Origin of the sequence: Microcoleus asticus IPMA8 (assembly GCF_013179805.1) — a bacterium.
GTDB classification, from domain to species: domain Bacteria; phylum Cyanobacteriota; class Cyanobacteriia; order Cyanobacteriales; family Microcoleaceae; genus Microcoleus; species Microcoleus asticus.
In genome coordinates this window covers 1-20,600 of record NZ_SRRZ01000060.1, presented here as the reverse complement: position 1 = coordinate 20,600, position 20,600 = coordinate 1, and the positions used below count along the sequence as shown (strand labels likewise).

At 45.4% G+C, this 20,600-nt stretch carries 19 protein-coding genes and 2 pseudogenes; 12 read left to right on the top strand and 9 right to left on the bottom strand.

Going from position 1 to position 20,600, the window contains the following annotated elements; all coding sequences use genetic code 11:
• Window positions 1-89 precede the first annotated feature (89 nt).
• Window positions 90-1,685 (bottom strand): M16 family metallopeptidase, encoded by a 1,596-nt coding sequence (locus E5S67_RS16860; RefSeq protein WP_172189191.1) that lies wholly within the window; start codon window positions 1,683-1,685, stop codon window positions 90-92.
• Between the two features lie 281 nt (window positions 1,686-1,966).
• On the opposite strand from E5S67_RS16860, the gene E5S67_RS16855 reads away from it, so the two are divergent.
• Both E5S67_RS16855 and E5S67_RS16850 read left to right on the top strand, forming a co-directional pair.
• On the top strand, window positions 1,967-2,584 hold the full coding sequence (locus tag E5S67_RS16855) for a TetR/AcrR family transcriptional regulator (protein ID WP_172189189.1): 618 nt from the start codon (window positions 1,967-1,969) through the stop codon (window positions 2,582-2,584).
• A 24-nt stretch (window positions 2,585-2,608) separates the two neighbouring features.
• Window positions 2,609-3,130, top strand: coding sequence for a GNAT family N-acetyltransferase (locus E5S67_RS16850; protein ID WP_172189187.1), 522 nt, complete (start codon window positions 2,609-2,611; stop codon window positions 3,128-3,130).
• Between the two features lie 8 nt (window positions 3,131-3,138).
• On the opposite strand, the gene E5S67_RS16845 is transcribed toward E5S67_RS16850, so the two are convergent.
• Entirely contained in the window at window positions 3,139-3,501 is a 363-nt protein-coding gene (locus E5S67_RS16845) for a hypothetical protein (RefSeq protein ID WP_172189185.1), read from the bottom strand.
• A gap of 75 nt (window positions 3,502-3,576) precedes the next feature.
• Between E5S67_RS16845 and E5S67_RS16840 the strand changes: the two are divergent.
• Window positions 3,577-3,801, top strand: a pseudogene (locus E5S67_RS16840) (TetR/AcrR family transcriptional regulator); the annotation flags it as partial.
• An 82-nt stretch (window positions 3,802-3,883) separates the two neighbouring features.
• On the opposite strand, the gene E5S67_RS16835 reads toward E5S67_RS16840, so the two are convergent.
• Window positions 3,884-4,246: a hypothetical protein gene (locus tag E5S67_RS16835; RefSeq protein WP_172189183.1), complete on the bottom strand. Its 363-nt coding sequence runs from the start codon at window positions 4,244-4,246 to the stop codon at window positions 3,884-3,886.
• 116 nt (window positions 4,247-4,362) lie between these two features.
• Between E5S67_RS16835 and E5S67_RS16830 the strand changes: the two genes are divergently transcribed.
• On the top strand, window positions 4,363-5,136 hold the full coding sequence (locus E5S67_RS16830) for a cobalamin biosynthesis protein (protein ID WP_246276826.1): 774 nt from the start codon (window positions 4,363-4,365) through the stop codon (window positions 5,134-5,136).
• Between the two features lie 4 nt (window positions 5,137-5,140).
• Here the strand turns inward: E5S67_RS16830 and E5S67_RS16825 are convergent, their stop codons facing one another.
• Window positions 5,141-5,509, bottom strand: a complete 369-nt coding sequence (locus tag E5S67_RS16825; RefSeq protein WP_172189181.1) for a phage holin family protein — start codon at window positions 5,507-5,509, stop codon at window positions 5,141-5,143.
• A gap of 109 nt (window positions 5,510-5,618) precedes the next feature.
• On the opposite strand from E5S67_RS16825, the gene E5S67_RS16820 reads away from it, so the two are divergent.
• On the top strand, window positions 5,619-6,116 hold the full coding sequence (locus E5S67_RS16820) for a pentapeptide repeat-containing protein (protein WP_172189179.1): 498 nt from the start codon (window positions 5,619-5,621) through the stop codon (window positions 6,114-6,116).
• A gap of 138 nt (window positions 6,117-6,254) precedes the next feature.
• Here the strand turns inward: E5S67_RS16820 and E5S67_RS16815 are convergent, their stop codons facing one another.
• Window positions 6,255-8,459: a transglycosylase SLT domain-containing protein gene (locus tag E5S67_RS16815; protein WP_172189177.1), complete on the bottom strand. Its 2,205-nt coding sequence runs from the start codon at window positions 8,457-8,459 to the stop codon at window positions 6,255-6,257.
• Between the two features lie 337 nt (window positions 8,460-8,796).
• On the opposite strand from E5S67_RS16815, the gene E5S67_RS16810 reads away from it, so the two are divergent.
• Window positions 8,797-10,275, top strand: coding sequence for a leucyl aminopeptidase (locus E5S67_RS16810; RefSeq protein ID WP_172189175.1), 1,479 nt, complete (start codon window positions 8,797-8,799; stop codon window positions 10,273-10,275).
• 412 nt (window positions 10,276-10,687) lie between these two features.
• The gene (locus E5S67_RS16805; protein WP_246276825.1) at window positions 10,688-12,907 is read left to right on the top strand and encodes a PAS domain-containing sensor histidine kinase; all 2,220 of its coding nucleotides are present in this window, start codon (window positions 10,688-10,690) and stop codon (window positions 12,905-12,907) included.
• An 827-nt stretch (window positions 12,908-13,734) separates the two neighbouring features.
• Here the strand turns inward: E5S67_RS16805 and E5S67_RS16795 are convergent.
• The 3 genes from E5S67_RS16795 to E5S67_RS16785 form a co-directional block, all read right to left on the bottom strand.
• Entirely contained in the window at window positions 13,735-14,133 is a 399-nt protein-coding gene (locus E5S67_RS16795; protein ID WP_172189169.1) for an alr0857 family protein, read from the bottom strand.
• A 160-nt stretch (window positions 14,134-14,293) separates the two neighbouring features.
• Entirely contained in the window at window positions 14,294-14,809 is a 516-nt protein-coding gene (locus E5S67_RS16790) for an HNH endonuclease (RefSeq protein ID WP_172189167.1), read from the bottom strand.
• Between the two features lie 226 nt (window positions 14,810-15,035).
• Entirely contained in the window at window positions 15,036-15,290 is a 255-nt protein-coding gene (locus E5S67_RS16785) for a hypothetical protein (RefSeq protein ID WP_172189165.1), read from the bottom strand.
• A 93-nt stretch (window positions 15,291-15,383) separates the two neighbouring features.
• Here E5S67_RS16785 and E5S67_RS16780 point away from each other — a divergent pair, with 93 nt between their 5' ends.
• Together E5S67_RS16780 and E5S67_RS16775 are read left to right on the top strand one after the other, a co-directional pair.
• Entirely contained in the window at window positions 15,384-15,719 is a 336-nt protein-coding gene (locus E5S67_RS16780; protein WP_039886507.1) for a ribbon-helix-helix domain-containing protein, read from the top strand.
• A gap of 436 nt (window positions 15,720-16,155) precedes the next feature.
• Window positions 16,156-17,574, top strand: a complete 1,419-nt coding sequence (locus E5S67_RS16775) for a D-alanyl-D-alanine carboxypeptidase (RefSeq protein ID WP_484502562.1) — start codon at window positions 16,156-16,158, stop codon at window positions 17,572-17,574.
• A gap of 140 nt (window positions 17,575-17,714) precedes the next feature.
• Here E5S67_RS16775 and E5S67_RS16770 read toward each other — a convergent pair whose 3' ends face one another.
• Complete coding sequence (locus tag E5S67_RS16770) at window positions 17,715-18,521, bottom strand: PEP-CTERM sorting domain-containing protein (protein WP_172189163.1); 807 nt, start codon at window positions 18,519-18,521, stop codon at window positions 17,715-17,717.
• A gap of 225 nt (window positions 18,522-18,746) precedes the next feature.
• On the opposite strand from E5S67_RS16770, the gene E5S67_RS16765 reads away from it, so the two are divergent.
• The 3 genes and pseudogenes from E5S67_RS16765 to E5S67_RS16755 all read left to right on the top strand — a co-directional run.
• Entirely contained in the window at window positions 18,747-19,127 is a 381-nt protein-coding gene (locus tag E5S67_RS16765) for a hypothetical protein (RefSeq protein ID WP_172189161.1), read from the top strand.
• Window positions 19,128-19,182: 55 nt separating this feature from the next.
• Window positions 19,183-20,301 (top strand): annotated as a pseudogene (locus tag E5S67_RS16760) (IS630 family transposase).
• Window positions 20,302-20,401: 100 nt separating this feature from the next.
• Window positions 20,402-20,600 (top strand): IS66 family transposase (locus tag E5S67_RS16755; protein ID WP_172189159.1); only part of this gene is annotated, 199 nt, incomplete at its 3' end.

Here is a 20,600-nt window from a genome sequence, read left to right as displayed (position 1 = left end):
AGCCTCTGGATCTGCGTTCCCAGGCAGAGCCTGAGAACGAGTCTTTCTTCCTTCTTCCTTCTTCCCTCTTCCTTCTTCCTTCTTCCTTCTTACAGCGGCAAAAGCTTGCCAATCGTGCGATTTTCCGGCCGGAAAGTTGCCTGAGCGACACGCTGAATGTCACCCGGAGTAACAGCCGCGATCGCATCCAATTCCTTGAACAAATTTCGCCACGAACCGGTGTTTACTTGATAGTCCAGCAGCGAAAATGCCATGCCCATATTAGAATTGAGCGATCGCAACAAATCGGCTCTCGCCTGAGTTTTCACTCGATCCAATTCCAAATCAGAAACCGGCTCAGTTTTCAGGCGATCGATTTCCTTGCTCAAAGCTACTGCTACTTCATCAACCGTGCGGCCCGGAGCAGTTTGAGCGTAAAACAACATCAAATTCGGATACTTTTCCCCCGGATAACCGCTGAAACCTTGAGCCGCCAGCGCCAATTGCTGCTGTTCTACCAAAGATTTATAAAGCCGAGAAGTGCGGCCATCGCTGAGCAAAGAACCAATCATTTCATAAATCGCATTGTCGGGATGGTTCATCGCCGGTCTGTGGTATCCTTCCAAATACCAAGGTTGAGTTTTTAATTTCAGCGTTACTTCCTGAGTTTGCGTTTGGGGAGGCTCCACAATTTGCAATTCAGAAGGCGCAGGTTTCGCCTTGTAGCGGCCGAAATAAATTTGAGCGAGTCGTTTCACTTCCGCAGCTTTCACGTCTCCTACCACCGCCACAGTCAGCTTGCTGGGGACGTAGTGAGTCTCGAAAAACTTCTGCACGTCGCTGCGGCTGAGGTTTTTAATGTCTTCAGTGTAGCCAATTACGGGGCGGCGGTAGGGATGAACAGAGAAAGCTTTGTTGGCAAAAACTTCAACCATTTGTCCGATCGGAGAATTCTCGGTTCGCAGCCTGCGCTCTTCTAAAATTACTTGTTTTTCTTTGTAAAATTCCCGAAATACCGGTTCTAGAAATCGCTCGGATTCCAGCGACATCCACAGTTCTAACTTGTTAGCTGGGAGGCTGTAAAAATACATTGTGGCGTCGGTGGAAGTAGCGGCATTTAGTCCGACTCCGCCTGCTTGTTCGACTATTTTGCCTAGTTCGTTGCGCTTGACAAATTGCGAAGCTTCGGCTTCAACTTTGTCAAATTCTGCTTGGAATTTGGCGACTTCTTCAGTTTTGCCGCTGGCTTTTGCTGCTTGCATTTGCTCGAAGAGTTCGTCTTGTTTTTCTAGCAGCGGCTTTTCGGCTTTGTAATCGGTAGTGCCGATTTTTGGCGTGCCTTTGAAGGCTAAATGTTCGAGATAGTGCGCGACTCCGGTTTGGCCGTCGGGTTCGTTTGCGCCTCCTACGTCAGCGTGAATTAGAAACGATGCTACGGGCGATCTGGGCCTTTCGAGCACGATGAATGTCATCCCGTTGTCGAGCTTAAATTCGGTGACTTGCTTGATTACTCGATCGAGCGACGGTTGAACAGAGACTGCTTGGGAGCCGCTAGCGGGGTTGGGGCGGGCGAGGGCGATTTCGGGAGAAATGCCCCACCACAGCAGTACAGCGGCCAGCAGGGAGGCGATGAATCGAGTTTGGCGATCGGGCGATTCCCTACGGGATAGCTTCGCTTCGCGGGGTTTTTGAAACTGCGGGGTCATTCGATTTTAGATTTTAGATTTTGGATTTTGGATTGTCAAACAAAAAATGTTTGTGTTCGGCGGCCAGAGATTCTTTTTTAAGGATAAAGATTTTTTGAAGCATAAGCGATCTGTTGCGTCGCAGATGTTAGGCTGATACAGCAAATCTCATAAAAGGTCTGGGGCCCGGCGAGGAGTTTTAAGTTGGGGATTAAAGCCGCGCACAACTTAAAACTTAACATTATTTAGCCCTTCAGTCCCGAACCAGTAGTTCCAAGTCGCCAATTACCGATTGCAAAGCCATGCGAATTTTTAATCAGTCTCCTCCTTCTGAAACAGAAACCAAGAAGCGGATTTTACAAGCCGCTCAGCGGTTGTTTGCCCGCAGCGGATACGACGGCACTACAACTCGCGATTTAGCAGCGGCGGCGGGGGTGGCGGAGGGTACCCTATTTAGGCATTTTGATAATAAAAAAGCGATTTTGATTGAGGTGGCGACGGAAGGATGGGTGGAGTTGCTGACGGATTTGCTGACTGAATTAAGCGAGATGGGCAGTTACAAAGCAGTGGCTCAGGTGATGCGGCGGCGGATGCTGAATATCCGCGAGAATAGCGACATGATGCGGGTGTGTTTTTTGGAGGCGCAATTTCACCCGGATTTGCGCGATCGAATTCAGTTGGAAGTCATCGGAAAAATGAGCGCTGTGGCTGAGGCTTTTTTTGAAACGGCGATGGAAAAAGGAGTTTATCGGAAGATGAATCCGAAGATTGTCGCTCAGGTATTTTTGGGTATGTTTGCAGTCGCGGGTTTCAGTCAAAATACGATTATGGAGCCGAATGCTTCTCCGCTGCAAATGCAGGAAATGGCGGAAGGATTAGCCGATATTTTTCTGAATGGGGTTTTAATTAAAGATGAATAATTAGGGCAACAGGGAAAAGTTGTTATGGGCAAAGTTTGGGACTATTCTATTCGGCCGCTAACCCAGGAAGACGAGCCTTTTCTGTGGCAAATGCTGTATGAAGCCGCGCACATGGCAGAAGAAGGCGAATCAACGGTGCAAGCGGTTGTCAATCATCCTTTAATTGCGAAATATGTCAAGAATTGGGGACGTGCAAGCGATTTGGGCTTCGCAGCAATCGAATTGAACGGCAGCCAGCCAGTAGGAGCCGCCTGGCTGCGTTTGTTTGCAGAGGATGACAAGGGGTTTGGGTGGGTTGACGATACTACCCCGGAATTGGCGATCGCCGTTCTTCCAGAATATACAAATCAGGGTGTAGGAACCCAGTTGCTGGCTCGTTTGCTCTCAGCAGCAAAAGCATCTTATCGATCGGTATCCCTGAGTGTCAGAAGCTCGAATCGAGCCCTGAGTTTGTACGAGCGATCGGGATTTAAAGTAATTGAGGGAAGCGAGACAATCAACCGCACAGGAGGGACATCATTCACGATGAAAGTTGATTTGGATTAAGTGAATGATTACTCTATAAATTCGTACATTTCCTGTACCCAATTCTCCCGATTTTCCTGCCATTCATCCGTCACGACTTCCCAAGTTGTATTGCTTTCAAGTTCCAGTAATAGACTTGATACTTCTTCCAGCGTCGATGCTATATGACATTCTTGTACCCAACTTTCCCTGATTATTTTCCAGAGACTTTGTACCGCTTCCCGCTGAAAATTAGATTCTAATTCAACTAGCAATTTGGCTAGGTGTTTTTCGTCAATTGCTGCTGACACCTCGCTCATCCAACAGTTGCGACGTTCATTCCATTCTTCCGTCACTGCATCCCCGTTTAGGTGGGCTTGAAACTCTAACAGTAATTGGTTTAGCTCTACCATATTAAATTTGGTATTGTTGGGAGTTTGTGCTAAAATTATACAATTTTTATTGATTTAGACTGTTGGTTTTTTATAATGAGCGATGTGGCTGAGGCCTTTTTGGAAACGGCGATGGAAAAACAAGTTTATCCAAAGATGAATCCGAAGATTGTCCCTCAGGTATTTTTGGGAATGTTTGCAGTCGCGCCCTTCAGTCAAAATACGATTATGGAGCCGAATGCTTCTCGGCAGCAAATGCAGGAAATGGCTGAAGGACTCGCTGATATTTTTCGGAATTGGGTTTTGCAGGAAGATGAATAATTAGTCATTAGTCATTAGTCATTAGTCATTAGGAAATTTTAGAGCCTGGGAACGCATATCTACAGGCTCTGACTCGTCGAAACTACTCCTTAAACTTGTGCATTTGCTGTACCCAAGTCTCGCGATTCTGCTGCCATTCATCGGTCACAGCTTCCGAATTTATATTGGTTTCTAGTTCCAGCAATAAACTTGATACTTCTTGAACAATCGATGCTCCCAGACATTTTGCTACCCAACTGTCCCGGCGCTCTTGCCACTGAACATCAACCGATTTTCCCTGCAAATTAGATTCCAATTCAACTAGCAATTTTGCTAGATATGTCAGGTTAACTGATGAGGCCACATCGCTAACCCAACTGTCCCGGCGCTCTTTCCATTCTTTTTTTACTCCTTCCGATTTGAGGTTGCTTTCAAGCTCTAACAGTAACTGATTTAGTTCTACCATCTTAAATGTTTGAGTTGTTGTAGTTTGTGCTACAATTATACCATAAGTTTCAATAAGCAGAGTGTTAATTTTTTGACAGATGGCGGTCGCAGTGAAACTACAGAATAGATAACTGAATGATGAGCGATGAATTAACTTTAGATATGCTAGACATTCCCTGCGGTTGGAGGCGCGGCGAAGGGGACTGGACTGGAGTAGCGGCGGCTTTTGCTAGAGGGGAAACTATCGAAGTAATTCAAGAAGTTGGTTCTACGTTGTGGCAAAACAGTCTGCCCGAAAAACATTGTTTGTATTGGGAGGGGGAAAATCTATCCACTATCAAAGCCCGAATTTGGATTAGTTTCACCCAGAGAAGATTTTCGCCGGACTCTGCTTTTCCCAAAGTTCAGTGGCATCCGAGAGTGTTGTGGCTAGGGATAGGTTGCGAACGCTACACAGCGCGAGAATTAATCGAAACTGCGATCCAAAATGTATGTCGCGGTTATCATTTAGCGGAAAGTGCGATCGCAGGTATTGCGACAATAGACACTAAAGCAGGTGAAGTCGGCTTGCTGGAACTTTGTCAAGCGCGAAACTGGCCGTTAAAAACCTTTGCTGCTGACATTTTAAGTTCCGTAGAAGTCCCCAATCCTTCAAATATTGCAGCAAAACAAGTCGGGACGCCCAGCGTAGCAGAAGCTGCGGCACTTTGTGCGATCGAACTGATATCTTGTACCATTCTCAAGAACAGGCAAGATGCCTGTGAAGCGAAGAGTGAATCTGCTTGTGAGGTGGGCATCCTGCCCGCCCGTGAAAGGCTTTTAGTCCCTAAAAAAATATTTCGCTCGGGCAAAAAAACAGGATCTGTAACAGTAGCAGTTGCAGTTTGCCCGATCGAGTATGTGGGGTAATGTATTACTGAGACAAAGTATTGGCATTCACAAATCGACCAATCAACCCAGAAACGAATGACAACACAATTGAACCCAACAAAGCCGGCCAAAAACCGTTAACCGCAAAGCCGATATTGAACGCACCCGCCAACCATGAAGCCAGGGAAAGCGAAATTGCATTCACAACGAATAAAAACAAACCTAAAGTAATAATAGTCAAAGGCAGCGTCAGCAAAGTAATAATCGGTCTGACAACCGCGTTGACCAATCCGATAACAACAGCAGCCAGCATCGCCGCCGGAAAGCTCACCACCGCAATACCTGGTACAATGTTAGCGGTAATGACCAGCGAAACCGCTGCGACTATCCAAGTCAAGAAAAAACTTAGCATATGTTTTTTTTCATCTCCATCACTATTAATTAAGATTGTACCTGTTTAGTCGATCGACCAAAGTTCGGGATACACTACGAAATACCCACCTTGCGAGAATATCAGACTTATGAAACTCCGGCAACTAGCAGCATTCCTCTTAGCCCTAACTATCTTCATCCTGCCGCGGTCAGCCCAAGCTCAATCTAAATATTACCCACCTCCGCTGTCCTTTAGCAATGCCGAACTGACAAGACGCGATTTTTCGGGTCAAATGCTGCGGACTGCTGAATTTTCTAACGCTAATATGGACTTGACTAATTTTTCTAATGCCGATTTGCGGGGAGCAATTATGAGCGCTTCGGTGATGACTGAGGCGAATTTGCACGGAGCAAATTTAACTAATGCAATGATAGATCAAGTTAAATTTACTAAGGCCGATTTAAGCGATGCAATTTTAGTGGAAACAATTTTGCTGCGTTCTACTTTTGAGGAAGCTGATATCACCGGGGCTGACTTTACCGACGCAATTATGGATGGCGCACAAGTTAAAGAATTGTGCATAAAGGCAAGCGGTATTAATTCCCAAACAGGGATTTCTACTCGCGATTCTTTGGGATGCCGCTGATTTATTTTATAATCCCATAATTTCAATTTATGGAATATTGGTATGGGCGGCGCCGAAGCCCACTCCTAAATCAATAAATACACCAAATAAACTTGTTTGTGGAACGGGTTCTCCTGCTTCTGACAGCCTAAACCATAATTACTGAGGCTTTGCTTTTTTGAGAGAAGCCTCATAATTCTCACTCATTAACTGATTAACTTCTGGATTGTAAATCCGCAGATAATTCCAGTAATTCTCAAACACCGATTTTACGTATCCTTTCGTTTCTGGAAACGGAATCTTTTCCGCAAAAGCATCCGGGTCACTAAAATTAAACCTCTTCAACCAATCTGATACTGCATTCGGCCCGGCATTGTAACTCGCCACAGCTAACATCGAGTTATTCTTGTACTCGTCGTGAGTGTGATCCAAATACCACGTACCGAGTTTAACGTTGTCGTCCACATTCTCCAATGAATACTTTTTGAGGCTGATTTTCTCAGCAACCCAAGCTGCTGTTTCCGGCATTACTTGCATTAACCCGGTAGCACCAACTGATGATTTGATAGCGGGCATAAACCGCGATTCTTGCCGGATTAATGCGGTTACTAATACTGGATTTATTGTGCGTTCTTTTGACCACTTGACAATGGTTTCTAAGTAAGGAAAAGGATAAAGTGCTTGCCAATAAATCGGTTGCTGTCTCAGAGCGAGGTATTCGGTTCTATCATCTGGTTTTTCGCGCTGCCGCAAACTCCCAACCATCCACAAACCGTCTAAATTGTCTCCAACTGCTACTCGCATTAAACCGTCGGTAAACTGTTCCGCAATACTTGGTTCTACGCGGTTGATAAATTCTATTTGCCACAGATTCCAGGCATCTCTATCTTGACCTAATTGATAGAGTTCTTTCAACGCAGGAGAACCGGCGGTTGGTTCGGGGCGCTGAGGGGGCCGCACTACATTCGGAGACAAATCTCGGACTGTGGTAAAGTCGCCTACGGGCCAACCGAGAAGTACAGCCGATCGCCACGCAAAATATGATTCTGGATAGCGTAAGAGAGTATACTCAAATGCAGTCTTGGCGTCTTGTTCGCGACCGAGTTGCTGTGCCCATTTTCCGACCCAAAATGCTGCTTCTGGAGCTTGTTCGCTGTCGGGATTGTGCGTGGTTAATTCTCTCGCCCACTGCCAAGCTGATTTTAAATCTCCGCCTTTGGCATACTGCTGGGCGATCGTCCACCGCAATTCGCCTGCTTTATCAGAATTGTTGTATTTTGTCAATAGCAACTTGCGGGTATCTGAGGCGGATTGACCGCTGCGTGCTTTGTCGAGAAGTTGGGATTTATCTAACAAAGCTTCGGGGGCATAATTGGGGAATTTGCTAATAACTCGATCGAGCCAAACGATCGCTTCTTTCGGTTCGCTCAGCCGCGACAGCCGAATTAAACCCAAACCAGTATCTTCGGCATCGGGAAACTCGCGCACTAATTCTTGATAGGCAATTCTCGATTCCGGAATTTTTCCTTCGAGCCACAAACCGCGAGCTTTTCGGTAAAGATTTTTGGGATTGCGGGGAGCTTTCCCGTAAGCAATAGCTCCTTTGCCGTAATCCTGTTTTTCCCAATAGCCGAAGGCAATTTCTTCCCAATCTTCCGGTTTCAAAGCGGCGCTGTTTCGCTGCACAAGTTGTTCCAAAATTGTACCGTAATCGTTGACATAATGACCGTATTTTGCTACTAGCAGCATCAACTCCGGCTGATTGGGATTTTCTTTTAACTTAGCGAGGGCAATTTCTACGCTGCGGGGATGAGCGGGAAATTCAGTAATTGCCTGTTGCCAATATTCCGGTTTTGACTTGCCTAAAACATATAAAGCTTCCGCTGCTACCGGGTCGCTCGGATAGTTTTTGAGCAGTTCCTGCCAAGCTTTTTGGGCTTTGCCTTTGTCGCCGCTCAATTGGTAAGCTTCCGCCCTTTTAAGGGCAATGTGAGCAGCTAAAACCGGATATTCTTGCTCTAATTTGTCCAATAATTTTAATGCTTTGGCGGCATTTCCTTGCTGGATTAAATCGCTGGCAAGCAGGTAGCGGGCGCGGCTTTGAGGGGAGATTTCCTGCTGCGGGTTCGTACTTGCAGGCTGACTGGTTGCGAGTTCAACTAATTTCGCCGATCGCTCGCTCGGTGACAGCGATACCAGCATCTTGACTTGCGATTCGGAATTCGCGGCATTCAGGGGCTGCTGAGCCTTCTGGACCGAGCCAAAGCCCATCCATTTCATCGCAGCAACCAAAGAGCCGATCGCAATAACGCAAACTGAAACGCTGATTAAAACAGAAAATCGGGCCCGGCGTCGTTTTAGCATGGGAAAATTTAAGAGAATAAGAATAAAGAACCGATCGTTTGTCAAAAGGCATCACAGACCGGATGGGTGTTCAACGCCATCACAGGCCGGATACCTGTTTAACGAGAAATAAATGTTAAGAGTGGGGCGGGCCCTTTCAGCAGACCCCAAAACAGATTATTGAGATTGGTGCCAGATCCGATCGCAGGCGGACTTGGCTGATATAGTAGCAGAATTTATTTCGATGCGGAGCGGAGAATTTGTACGATCGATCTATTTACCCGCACAAAGGAAAAACGACAAAGCACCAACTACAAAGTACAATCTAAAATCTAAAATCTAAACTGTAAATCAAAACATGGAATTTCTAGTCACCGATAAACCCGGCTCTGTTTGGACGGGAGACGCCCTGGCAATTGGTTTGTTTGAGGACGCCCTGGAACTCACCGGCGAGCTGGCACAATTAGATGAAAAGCTTGCAGGCACATTGAAAGAGCTGCTACTGGAAGTAGATTTTAAGGCCAAAGCTGGCACGAGCGCCATCACCCGCGTCGGTGGCAATAATCCCATTCGCAAAATTGCGATCGTCGGTTTGGGCAAAACAGAGGACTTAAAATTAGACACGGTGCGGCAAGCTGCGGGTATTTGCGCCAAGTTGGCCAAAAAGGAAAAATGCAAAACCCTCGGAATTAGCTTTCCTGTATGGAAAAATGCGCCGGATTCTACAGCAAGCGCGATCGCCGAAGGTGTAGAACTCTCCCTAAATCAAGACAACCGTTTCAAATCGGAACCTGACGACAAAAGCCCGCAAATCGAACAAATTCATTTGCTCGGTTTTGCCGGTACCGAAAGTGCGATCGCCCGCGCCCGCCAAATCACTGCCGGAGTCATTTTAGCACGGGAATTAGTCGCAGCGCCGGCAAACTTTGTCACCCCGATTACAATGGCCGAAACCGCTCAAAGTCTAGCTGCCGAATGCGGTTTAGAATTAGAAATATTGGAGCGGGAAGACTGCGAAAAACTAGGCATGGGAGCTTTTCTCGGCGTTGCCCTAGCATCTGATTTACCGCCCAAATTCATCCACCTCACTTACAAACCAGAAGGCACACCGCGCCGCAAAATAGCAATTGTGGGCAAAGGATTGACCTTTGATTCCGGCGGTTTGAACATCAAAGGAGCCGGCAGCGGCATTGAAATGATGAAAGTAGATATGGGGGGCGCTGCGGCTACTTTGGGAGCGGCAAAGGCGATCGGGCACATCAAACCCGATGTGGAAGTTCACTTTATCAGCGCCGTCACTGAAAACATGATCAGCGGCCGCGCCATGCGCCCTGGAGACATCCTTACAGCTTCCAACGGCAAAACAATTGAAGTCAACAATACCGACGCAGAAGGCCGTTTAACCCTGGCTGATGCTTTGGTATTTGCTGATAAATTGGGAGTTGACGCAATTGTCGATTTAGCAACTCTAACCGGGGCCTGCGTAATTGCTTTAGGCGAAGATATCGCAGGTTTGTGGAGTCCTCAAGATAGCGTCGCAGCCGAAATAGTCGCCGCCTCAGAATTGGCAGGCGAAAAATTTTGGCGAATGCCGATGGAAGAGAAATATTTTGATGGATTGAAAGCATTGCACGCCGACATGAAAAACACGGGTCCACGTCCCGGCGGTTCCATTACGGCGGCGCTATTTTTGAAGCAGTTTGTGAAGGATACTGCTTGGGCGCATTTAGATATTGCCGGCACGGTTTGGAGTGACAAAGAAAATGGCTACAATGGCCCTGGGGCTACCGGTTTTGGAGTTCGGACTTTGGTGCATTGGGTGCTGGGCGGCGCTTAATTGTGGATTTCCAGCACAAACATTGAGATGTTGTCTGCCTTAAAAGCCCGTTAGTCCATGAGTGAGCCAGGGGTTTAAGACCCCTGGCTTACAGCTTAAGTCATCTAAAAGTAAACTTAATAACGGTCATTAAAAATTTAAATGTTTCAGAAGCCATAAGTAGGCAAATTTATGTATTCCGTCACTGCGAGGAACGTAAGCTTTGCGAGCCGCGACGATCGCAATCTCTCATACTTGCCGAAAGCTTTGCTCCCCGGGCCCAACCTAGACTGTTTTGACATTCCCTGAAAAAATAGCTGTTTCATAAAAAATGAAAAAAGTATATAATTATGTAAACATTTCACTAGCAGAAATCAAATAATTATATTTGATCGGGTTTGCATTGGTACAGATAACTTTTTTCTTGAACTTTATGCAAGAACAATTAACAATTTTTTTTTCAACACTTGCTGTATCTTCCCCACTCGGCTGCGACGCGCTGCCGGAGTTGCGACTGTACGCTGTTTTTGACTCGCTGACGGCACTGGTTTATTGCTCGATCGCCCTATCTTTAGTTTATTTTACCCGCCAAGGTTCTCACAGCAAGATTTTCAGGATGTTTACCGTTGGTTTTTTTGCCTGCGGCGCTGCTAAATTGACGGAAGTTTGGACGCTTTGGCATTCCATATATTGGCTGTCGGTAACTCTCAAAGCTGCAAGTGCTTTGATTTCTTTGCTTTTAGCCGCAGTCGCCCTCGCCGTCATGCCGAAAGCACTTGCCGAGTATGGTTTAAATCAAAAAGAAAAGTTTCAACAACAGCCGTTCAAACAGGTAGAAGAAAATCAGCACCAGCATGATATTGAGAAAGGAGAATTGTCACAACAATCGCTCAATTTTTATTCTTCAGATACTATTGTCGATCGCGCTTTAGCTCTCAATTCGCTTAACGAACAGTTAGAAAAAGAAATTGCCGACCGCCAGCGGGTTGAGGAACAGTTGCAACTGACTCAATGTGCGATCGACCGATCTGCAGATGCGGTATTCTGGATCGGGCCGGACGGTAAATTTTTGTATGTCAACGACGCTGCTTGCTCTTCATTGGCATATTCTGCCGCAGAATTGCTCTCGATGACCGTGCACGACATCAATCCAGATTTTCCCCAAACTGCTTGGAGTTTGCACTGGAAAGTCTTAAAACGCTGCGGTTCGGTTAATATTGAAGTTCACCACCTCACTAAGTACGGTCGTATTTTTCCAGTAGAAATTACGATCGACCATTTGGAATTTAACGGCAAAGAATATCAGTGTGCGTTTGCTCGCGACATTAGCGAGCGCAAGCGGATTGAGGCAGCTTTGCGAGAAAGGGAAGAAGAATTTAGGTCATTAGTTTCTAGCATTCCCGGTGCGGTTTACCGGTGCAGTGCTGCTGGGCGATCGAGCTTAACTTTTATCAGCAGCGGCATAGAAGTTATTTCTGGCTATCCCGCAGCTAACTTTATGCTTCAACCGGTGCAGGCTTTTCCGAGTATAGTTCATCCCAATGACGTGCAGCATATCGAGACAACTATCGATCGCGCTATTAAAACAAAACAACCTTACACGCTCGAATATCGCCTGATTCACTGCGACGGAAATGTGCGGTGGGTTGCAGAGAAAGGTCAAGCCATTTTCACCGCAGCAGGTCAAGTCTTATCCCTCAACGGTGCCATTTTTGACATGACAGAGCGCAAAGCAGCGGAGGATGCTTTGCGGCTCTCCGAGGCGATCGCCAACAACAGAGCCCAGCAGCTAGAAATCGCTCTTAAAGAACTCCGAGAAACTCAAGCTCACCTAATTCATACCGAAAAAATGTCAAGTCTCGGTCAAATGGTAGCTGGAGTAGCTCACGAAATTAATAACCCTGTCAGTTTTATCTACGGCAATATTTCCTATGCCAGCCAATATATCAGAGACTTGTTGCAGCTTGTAGAACTTTACCAAAAACACTATCCTCAGCCAGCGGTAGAAATTCAACAATGTATTGATAATATCGATTTGGGATTTCTGAGAGAAGATTTGCTAAAAATATTATCTTCGATGAAAATGGGAGCCGATCGCATTCGCGAAATAGTTCTGAGCTTGCGAAACTTTTCGCGTTTAGACGGCTCGGTAAAAAAGCCTATTAACCTTCACGAAGGCATAGACAATACGCTCATAATTTTGCACAACAAACTGCGAGCCAGAGGCGACTCTCCCGAAATAAAAGTAATCAAAGATTACGGTAAACTGCCATTAATAGAATGTTATGCAGGTCAGCTAAATCAGGTATTTATGAATCTGCTTAGCAACAGTATTGACGCCTTGGAAGATGCTTGCCACCAAAAAAGGCGAGTGGCTGTCGGCGACGATTGGGAACCAACTATTAGCATTCGCACAGAAGCCCTGAACGAAAATAGTATTTGCATCCGCATTGCCGATAATGCCATAGGCATGACAGAAGACGTGCGGAGCCGATTGTTTGACCCGTTTTTCACGACAAAACCGATGGGAAAAGGCACTGGTTTGGGGTTAGCCATCAGTTACCGAATTGTCGTGGAAAAACACGCCGGAGCCCTTAGCTGCCGTTCCGCCCTAGGAGAAGGTACGGAATTTGCGATCGAGATTCCTTTATGAATTAGTCCGACGGAAGTATCAAGACTTTGGCAGAAGCTATCGCTCACTCTAAATCGGGCAGTACAAGTATCAAAAAAGGAAAAATTGCTGGAGTAGGAAGTGAAAACCAGCTCATATCAAATCCGGTAGCATCGTCGGGCGTAAAATCCTGTTCAGGGGGCGACAATCGCGCCAAACCATTACAGGCTAATGTTTACGCGCTTGGGATCACTTCATAAAGTTGGGCTGACCGACTAAACAATCTCAATAGAGTAAAAAGCGCTTAGTTGTGATAAAAATGTGATAAAAACGAAAGGTCTCGTTAATACCACAAGACCCCAAGTGATAATATGTTACCCTCATTCTATCACAACATCCTCGAAAAATATCTCTACCCACAACAGCTATTTACGCTTCAGATGCTCGCACAAGTTGTTACAATCACAGCAACAAGTTAAAAGAGAATGATTAGCTGCAACCCTGCCATTAACCATCTTACAAAATAGTCGCCACCGTCACATACAACGTTTTTTGGCGTTGCTGGATTAAGGTATGATAAGCGCGATAGAGCTTCATCTCACTCGATCGTAATGATTAATTGAATAGGGAACGGGAACACTATTAAACTTAAGATGTTGTTTCAACATCAATAAACTGGGGACCGCAATCTACACAAATGTGATGAGTGTTTACCTCGGATCTTACCGTTATTACGGAAGTCTTGGGAACAGCATTCAGGACATTGCATCAGGTTTGACCTCCATTTATAGCACCATTATGCAACCCCGAAAATATTTCCTTCTTGCTTCTTCCCTCTTGCTTGTTCCCTCTTCCTTCCACATCCGATATTAATCACCGACTTCCCCGACAACCTCCGCAGCAGCCTGAGTTTCGAGCCAGAGTTTGAGCAGCAAGAACTCCGCCCGATCGCCCAACACAGTCGCAAACACGCCGTCAGCCCCCTCAGACGCGTCAGAAATCCACGTACCGCGCAGAGTCACTTCTACAAAGTCAGCATCAGCAACACAAAGGGCGATCGCATCGTTGTCGTCTCGGCGGGCCTCAGATTCCAACAGAGACAGCACCGGCAAATTCGCCGGCAGCAAAAATGCCGCAGTGCTCGGTTCGACGCTGATGTTTTGACCAACTCGCATAGCCAGCACAACTCGCAGCGCCACTAACTGTTCGGGAGATTGAGCCAAACGCTCGAGGTTAAAGCCCGTTTCAGTGTAAGTCAACTTCAGCATATTGACAGCCCTAAATTTGAAATTGAAAGTTGAAAATTGGTAATTGAAAATTGGTAATCGGGAATTTGGAATTGGGAGTTAGGGCAGATTTTAGATGAGAATTACGCATCAATTTAAAATCTAAAATCTAAAATCTAAAATCTAAAATTCTTCCCATTCCCTATTCCCCAATTTGGTATTCGTGCCAAAACAGTTCGGCAAAAGCAACAGTGGGGTGTATGGGGGCTTTCGGCTTAGTTCGCAGAGACATTCCAGCTTCTACGGGAGTTCGATCGCCCTTACGGGAGTTGCACCGTTCGCAAGCAGTCACCACGTTGTCCCAAGTATGCGGGCCGCCCTTCGATCGAGGCATCACGTGATCCAGCGTCAAATGCCGGTTGCTACCGCAGTATTGGCAAGAATGAGCGTCGCGGCGCAGAACTTCCCGGCGATTGACCGGGGGCACTTTCCACAGGCGTTCCCTGTTGCCAAAAGTCAAGCGGATTTGTTCGGGTACGTGGATGCTGCTGCTGGGCGATCGTACCAGCCAGCCGTTGCCAATGCTAAAATCCAGAGGTTCAGCCTTGCCTGTTACCAAAAGTACGATCGCCCGTTTGATGTTGACACGGCTCATCGGTAGGTAATTCTGAGAAAATACCACCACAGATTGCCTCAATACATCAGTTACTACGGTCACGGCTTGCTCCTCCTCATCAATTTTGGATTTGGGATTTTAGATTTGGGATTTTAGATTTTGAATTTTGGGTGCTTCATCAGCATTGGCTACATCTGGTTTTTTGCCAGTTCCCCAAGCCGATCGAATTTTTCAAATATCAAATCAAATGCCCCCGCTTCTCTTACTTAGAAGCGGGGGCTAGAAAAACTGCTAAAGGCAAATTTTCATCCTGTGTTGGTACAGTCGTTTAGCTGTACCTCCCGCTTCGCGTATCTCGATGTGGCTGTGCCACTCGCAGACCGTCCCGGTCTACCTCGTTGTAATTAATTTCTGCAATTTGTCCTAATCCACTATAACCGGGTTTAATTGGGCCCCAGCCCGCCCACGAGGTCGCTGCGACGATCGCAAAACCCGTCCTAAAGACGTGCTGTAACGACTCGGAGCGACCCCAAGGGCGATCGCACTTCAGTTGATAGGTGGAGTAGGTGGGGAGAAATTTCAAAGTCGGCAGAAGGTGGTTAAGAGGCTTTCAATCTAGCTGTAAACATACTACACTGATATTACACATATGTCCACCCGTCACGGAGAAAAAATTATGCATACCCTACCTAGAACCTCAACCACCGAAATGGAAGTCACCAGCATTCGACTAGAAAGAGAGCTCAAGGAGAGACTCAAAGAGCTCGCGGGTAATCAAGGCTATCAAGCTTTGATTCGAGATTTGCTCTGGAATTACGTGCAGCAGAAGTCTGGAGAGTATCGCCAGATGTTTTCTCGATCGGATATTCGAGCCAGCATTAATGCCACAGCGCAGCAGGAGGAACGCTGCGCGCTTACAGGAGAGTTGATCCGACCGGGCGGGCCGATGTTATTAGGCCTGACGATGCACGGGGAAATGGTGCCGCTGAGTATAGGGAGTATGGCTGGATAAACCAGTTTATCGAAAATTTGTCAGAGCGATCGGCCTGGGGCCTTCACCCCAGGCGCTGAAGATCGTACGATTTTAGATTTTAGATTTTAGATTGGGAATGGCTTATAAGATAAGGGTTGGGAGCTTGCCTAGAGTTGCATTGTTTTTGGGAAATGGTATAAAAATACTTCGGACAGTTTGTGATTGCCAACGGTAGAATAAGGGTTTCAAGGCGATTCGGCAAGTTCGCTACCAACGGCAAATCCTGGGTTTAAGACTACGAACTAAAAACAGTCCGGAGTATTGTTATAAAATCCCGCAGTATTTAAACAATTTCTATTTAACCAACCACGAAGACGCGTTCGGCGCAGCCGTTCCCGTAGGGTAGAGCGCGAAGAAAGATGGAGAAGAAGATAGCTACTGTCAGCGGTTCGCAATTCTGGTAACGCAGATGCGGATGCTCCAAAACGCGCGGGCTAATGCTAAACTTTCCATCGGGCGTGCCGAACAGACGATCGTACATTTGATGAAAAAAATTAAAGTAATGCTGAAAAACCGCTACTTGACTGCTGCGAGTTCGATCGCCCTTCTCACAATTATTGCCGGCTGCGCAGCTACTGAATCGCCCCAACTTGCATCTCCCTCTCCTGTAGCTGAATCTTCCCCGCCGCCGGTTAAACCAAGTCAGCCTCAGCCCTTAATAATCTCTGTTAACAATCCCGAAACCCCCACAAATAGCAAAATCAAGCAATATCTCAACGGGTTGACAGCACAAGGTTTTGCCAAAGAAGACCAAGGTATCTGGATGCAATCTGGCAATACTTTGTTAGCCAATCATCAAGGTACAGTTCCTCTGTCAGCCGCTTCTATTACCAAAGTAGCAACATCTCTGGTAGCGCTGCAAGAATTCGGGCCGGAACATCAATTTATTACCTTAATTGGTACAACAGGAAAAATTGAAAACGGCGTATTAAAAGGCGATTTAATTGTTCAGGGAAGCGCCGATCCGTTGTTTGTTTGGGAAGAGGCGATCGCCCTCGGTAACGCCTTAAATCAAAAAGGCATCAAGCGAGTCACTGGCAGTTTGATAATTGTCGATAAGTTTTACATGAATTTTGAACTTGATTCCCTCAAATCGGGAGAATTGCTCAAACAAGGATTGAACAGTCAAATCTGGCCCAGCGAAGCCGCCGCCCAGTATCAAACACTACCTCCAAATACGCCGAAACCCCAAATAGAAATTGAGGGTACTGTAAAAGTTTTACCAGCACCTCCCAACGGCGTCCAGCCTTTAGTAAAACATTATTCTTTACCCCTCGCCGAACTGATCAAAAAAATGAATCAGTACAGCAACAATCTCATGGCAGATATGCTAGCTGATACAGTCGGCGGTGCTAAAACAGTCGCGCAAAAAGCAGCAGCAGCAACCGGAGTTCCTCCCGCAGAAATTAAACTCGTCAACGGTTCGGGATTGAGCGAAGAGAATCTCATTTCTCCCCGGGCTGCTTGCGCGTTATTTATAGCTTTAGAACGCTATCTTCAACCTTACAACATGACAGTTGCTGATGTCTTAACTGTAGTTGGGAAAGATAAAGGAATACTGTCAGAACGGCCGCTTCCAAAATTAGCAGTGATCAAATCTGGCACATTGGATAATGTTAGCGCTTTGGGCGGAGCGCTGCCAACTCAAAAACAAGAAACAGTGTGGTTTGTGATTATGAATCGCGGGGAAAATGTCGAGACATTACGCACTCAGCAAGAGGTTTTGCTGAAAAGCTTTTTGAATGAGTGGGGAAGTGTTCAAGTTTCGCCACCCGAATTAACGCCAAATCCTGCTAGAAATAGTAAGGTATCTCGCAGCGAAATTGTCAATTGATTTGAGGCTTAAGTAGGTAGGCGCGATTAAACAGAGCCATGTAACAGTATGTAAACAGGGCTGACTTAGTCACGCTTAGGGCAGTTGGAGACTTTACAATTTTTTACATAATTGCGTTTTACAGCACCTACCTACTTAGCCTAATGTTGTGGCGTTGTTTTATTCTGCCGACTTGAATTCTTTCGCTTCAGCCATCCTCCCAGGCCTAGACCTATAGCTGAACCAAAAATTGTGGTCGGTTCAGGTACAGGCTCAGCAACGTCGGCGGTTTCAATTGTTAGGCGGGGGTTAACCAGGGTGGCTGTACCATAGTTCGAAGGAAAGTCTTCGATACGAAGACCAAATCCAGCAAAAGCATCGCTGTTGCTAACTCGTGCCTTAAAAAACTCTGTCACGTCAAAGTCAATACTAGAACGGGTAGGAGGTAAAGAACTAGGCTCCGGGAAGGTGAAAGGGTTTAAAGCATTTGCGAAACCTAACTTTATTCCTGCGTCAAAATCTGATAGGTTAGGTTCTCCGTTTCCTACATAGCCGAATATCTGCACATAAAAATAACGGGGGGTAATGTACTTAATAGCCCCAACTGCGACATCCAAAGAAGCACGGCTAATAATTGTATTAGGAGCAAGAGACAAATTGCCAATATTGAATTCGTAGAAAGCTCTTCTTTCTGTGGGGCTGTTACGACTAGAAAAACTCCCGTCTGTCAAAAGAGTAATACCGTTTGAGCTAGGATAACCCTCGCTGTCAAATATCCTTTCTCCCACGGCACTGAACCTGGACCAGTTACCTTCAACGACAAATGTGGTGCCAGTCAAGGTTAATGTAGCTGCTTTAGCTTCTTTGCTTGCTCCCAATGTAAAACTTAAAGCCGTGCAAACAGAGGCAACTGCGACGTTATGGTAGAGATTGTTCATAAAAACTAAATTTCCTTTTATAGAACCCATTTGAGATCTTTTTACGCGGTGGCTAGTCTTTTAAGCATCAGTCTGATAAAGCAAAGCTTGAGTTTGGCATTTGAAGAGACTGTTGGCGAATCTATGAGGGGTTTCACCCCTCAGACATCGCCGTCCTGAATAGGCAGAATGATTGTGTAATGAGGCACCATATTAAATAATTTGTAATTGCTCAACCCCCTTGACAAGAAGACGAGATAGACATTAGCTCGAGGAATGGAAAAACTCCCCGACTTAAAGCAACTATCGAACGAGGCGAAAGAAGCCTTGATAGTAGAGCTATGGCAAGAAATCCAAAAACTCACCGCCGCTTTAGCCACTACAGGGGAAACAAAACCAAATAAAGTTCCCACCAAAACCAGCAAAAATTCTAGCACTCCGCCGTCGAAGGGATTCAAAGCAAACATTAAGCCATCGAAAATTGAGGGGGTAAAAAGAGCCGGGAGCGTAGGAAGAGCAGGACGGGGAAGAGAACTACATCCTGAACCCGACCAAACAATCATCGCCCAACTCAAAAATTGTCCCCAGTGTGGAGAGAAAGTCACCACTGCTGCCGAAAAATTGCAATCGGTCTACGAAAAAATCGAACTAAGCTGATACGCAGCTAGATTGTATAATATAATAACAAATAAGTGTTCATTAGTTATAATATATGCCAGCCAAAAACCATCTATCTCCAAATCTAAAACAGAGACTCATTAAACTACTAAAAGAGTCTAACGATAATTATGTAAGGGAAAAAATCTAATTTTATTACTAATAAATGATGGAAAAAATTATCGAGAAGTTAGTGAATTTATGGAGATTGCTTACACAACAGTAGCTTATTGGTCAGTTCATGGCGACCCTGATAATTTGGATAGTTTTTTAGATAAAAGAAGTCCAGGAAATTTTCGTAAAGTCACTCCAGAGTATGAACAAATATTGATAGCTACAATCGAAAAAGCTCCCGAAGAATATGGATATGAATTTGGAAGATGGACGGCAGCCCGACTAGCAACATATTTAGAAAAAGTTACAGGAATTAAACTGAGTAGTTCCCAAATATCCCGGATTCTAAATAAAAAAAATACGTTTACATTTGGGCTAAGTATAGTTTAGAACACAAACAAAACCCAATTAAAAGAGAAGTATTTAAACAGAAGCTATCAGAGTATTTAAGAATAACTAAACAAACACCAGAGCTTTTACAGGTATGGTTTTGGGATGAGAGCGGATTCATTTTACGAGTGACAAGAAGAAAAACTTGGGGTAAAAAAGTTCACAGAAAAAAATTACAGGTCAAAGGAGAAGAGGCAGAGTAAATCTCATGGGTGGGTTGAGATATCATGACAAAAAAAGGTTAAGTTTTGTGATAGAAAGAGGAGAGTAGAATACGTTTTATGAGCAAATTAAAGCCTTAAATGATGCGATAGTTCAAGAATGGATACAACAGGGTAATCAAGCAGAAAATTTTGCCAAATCTGGAATTAAGATTGTAATTATTCTCGACAATGCTAGTTTTCACAAAAAGAAAGATATTCTGAGCAAAATATCAGCCGAAATGCCACAGATTATTTTAGAATTTTTGCCAGCTTACAGCCCCGATTATAATTTGGTTGAATTGGTCTGCCATTCAGCGAAAGAATATATAGCACATCGACTATTTAAGTCAGTAGAAGAATTGTCGGAATTGCTACAGAGATTATTAAATGAAGGAGAAATGGTTATTAAATGGGATAGAAAAGTCAAAAATAAAGGCAATGCTATTTTATCCGATTTAGCTGCGTAGCAGCTTACCACCAATTCGTCCCATCATCACCCGAATCGAACGTTATGGTGGTCAGTGTGCCTGCTGTCACACCGAATATGTTGCACCTGTACCATTGGGAATGGAACCAGGCTCACCGTTTGGCAGTTCAATTCAAAGCTTAGTCACATATCTCCGTTACACTCATGCCATCAGTTACGAACGGCTATCGTCGATATTTGCATCTGTCTTTGGACTCAAGATATCAGAAGGAGCAATCGCCAACCTATTAGAGAAAGTCAAAACGAGTTTAGATGACCAAGTAACTCAAATACTCCATC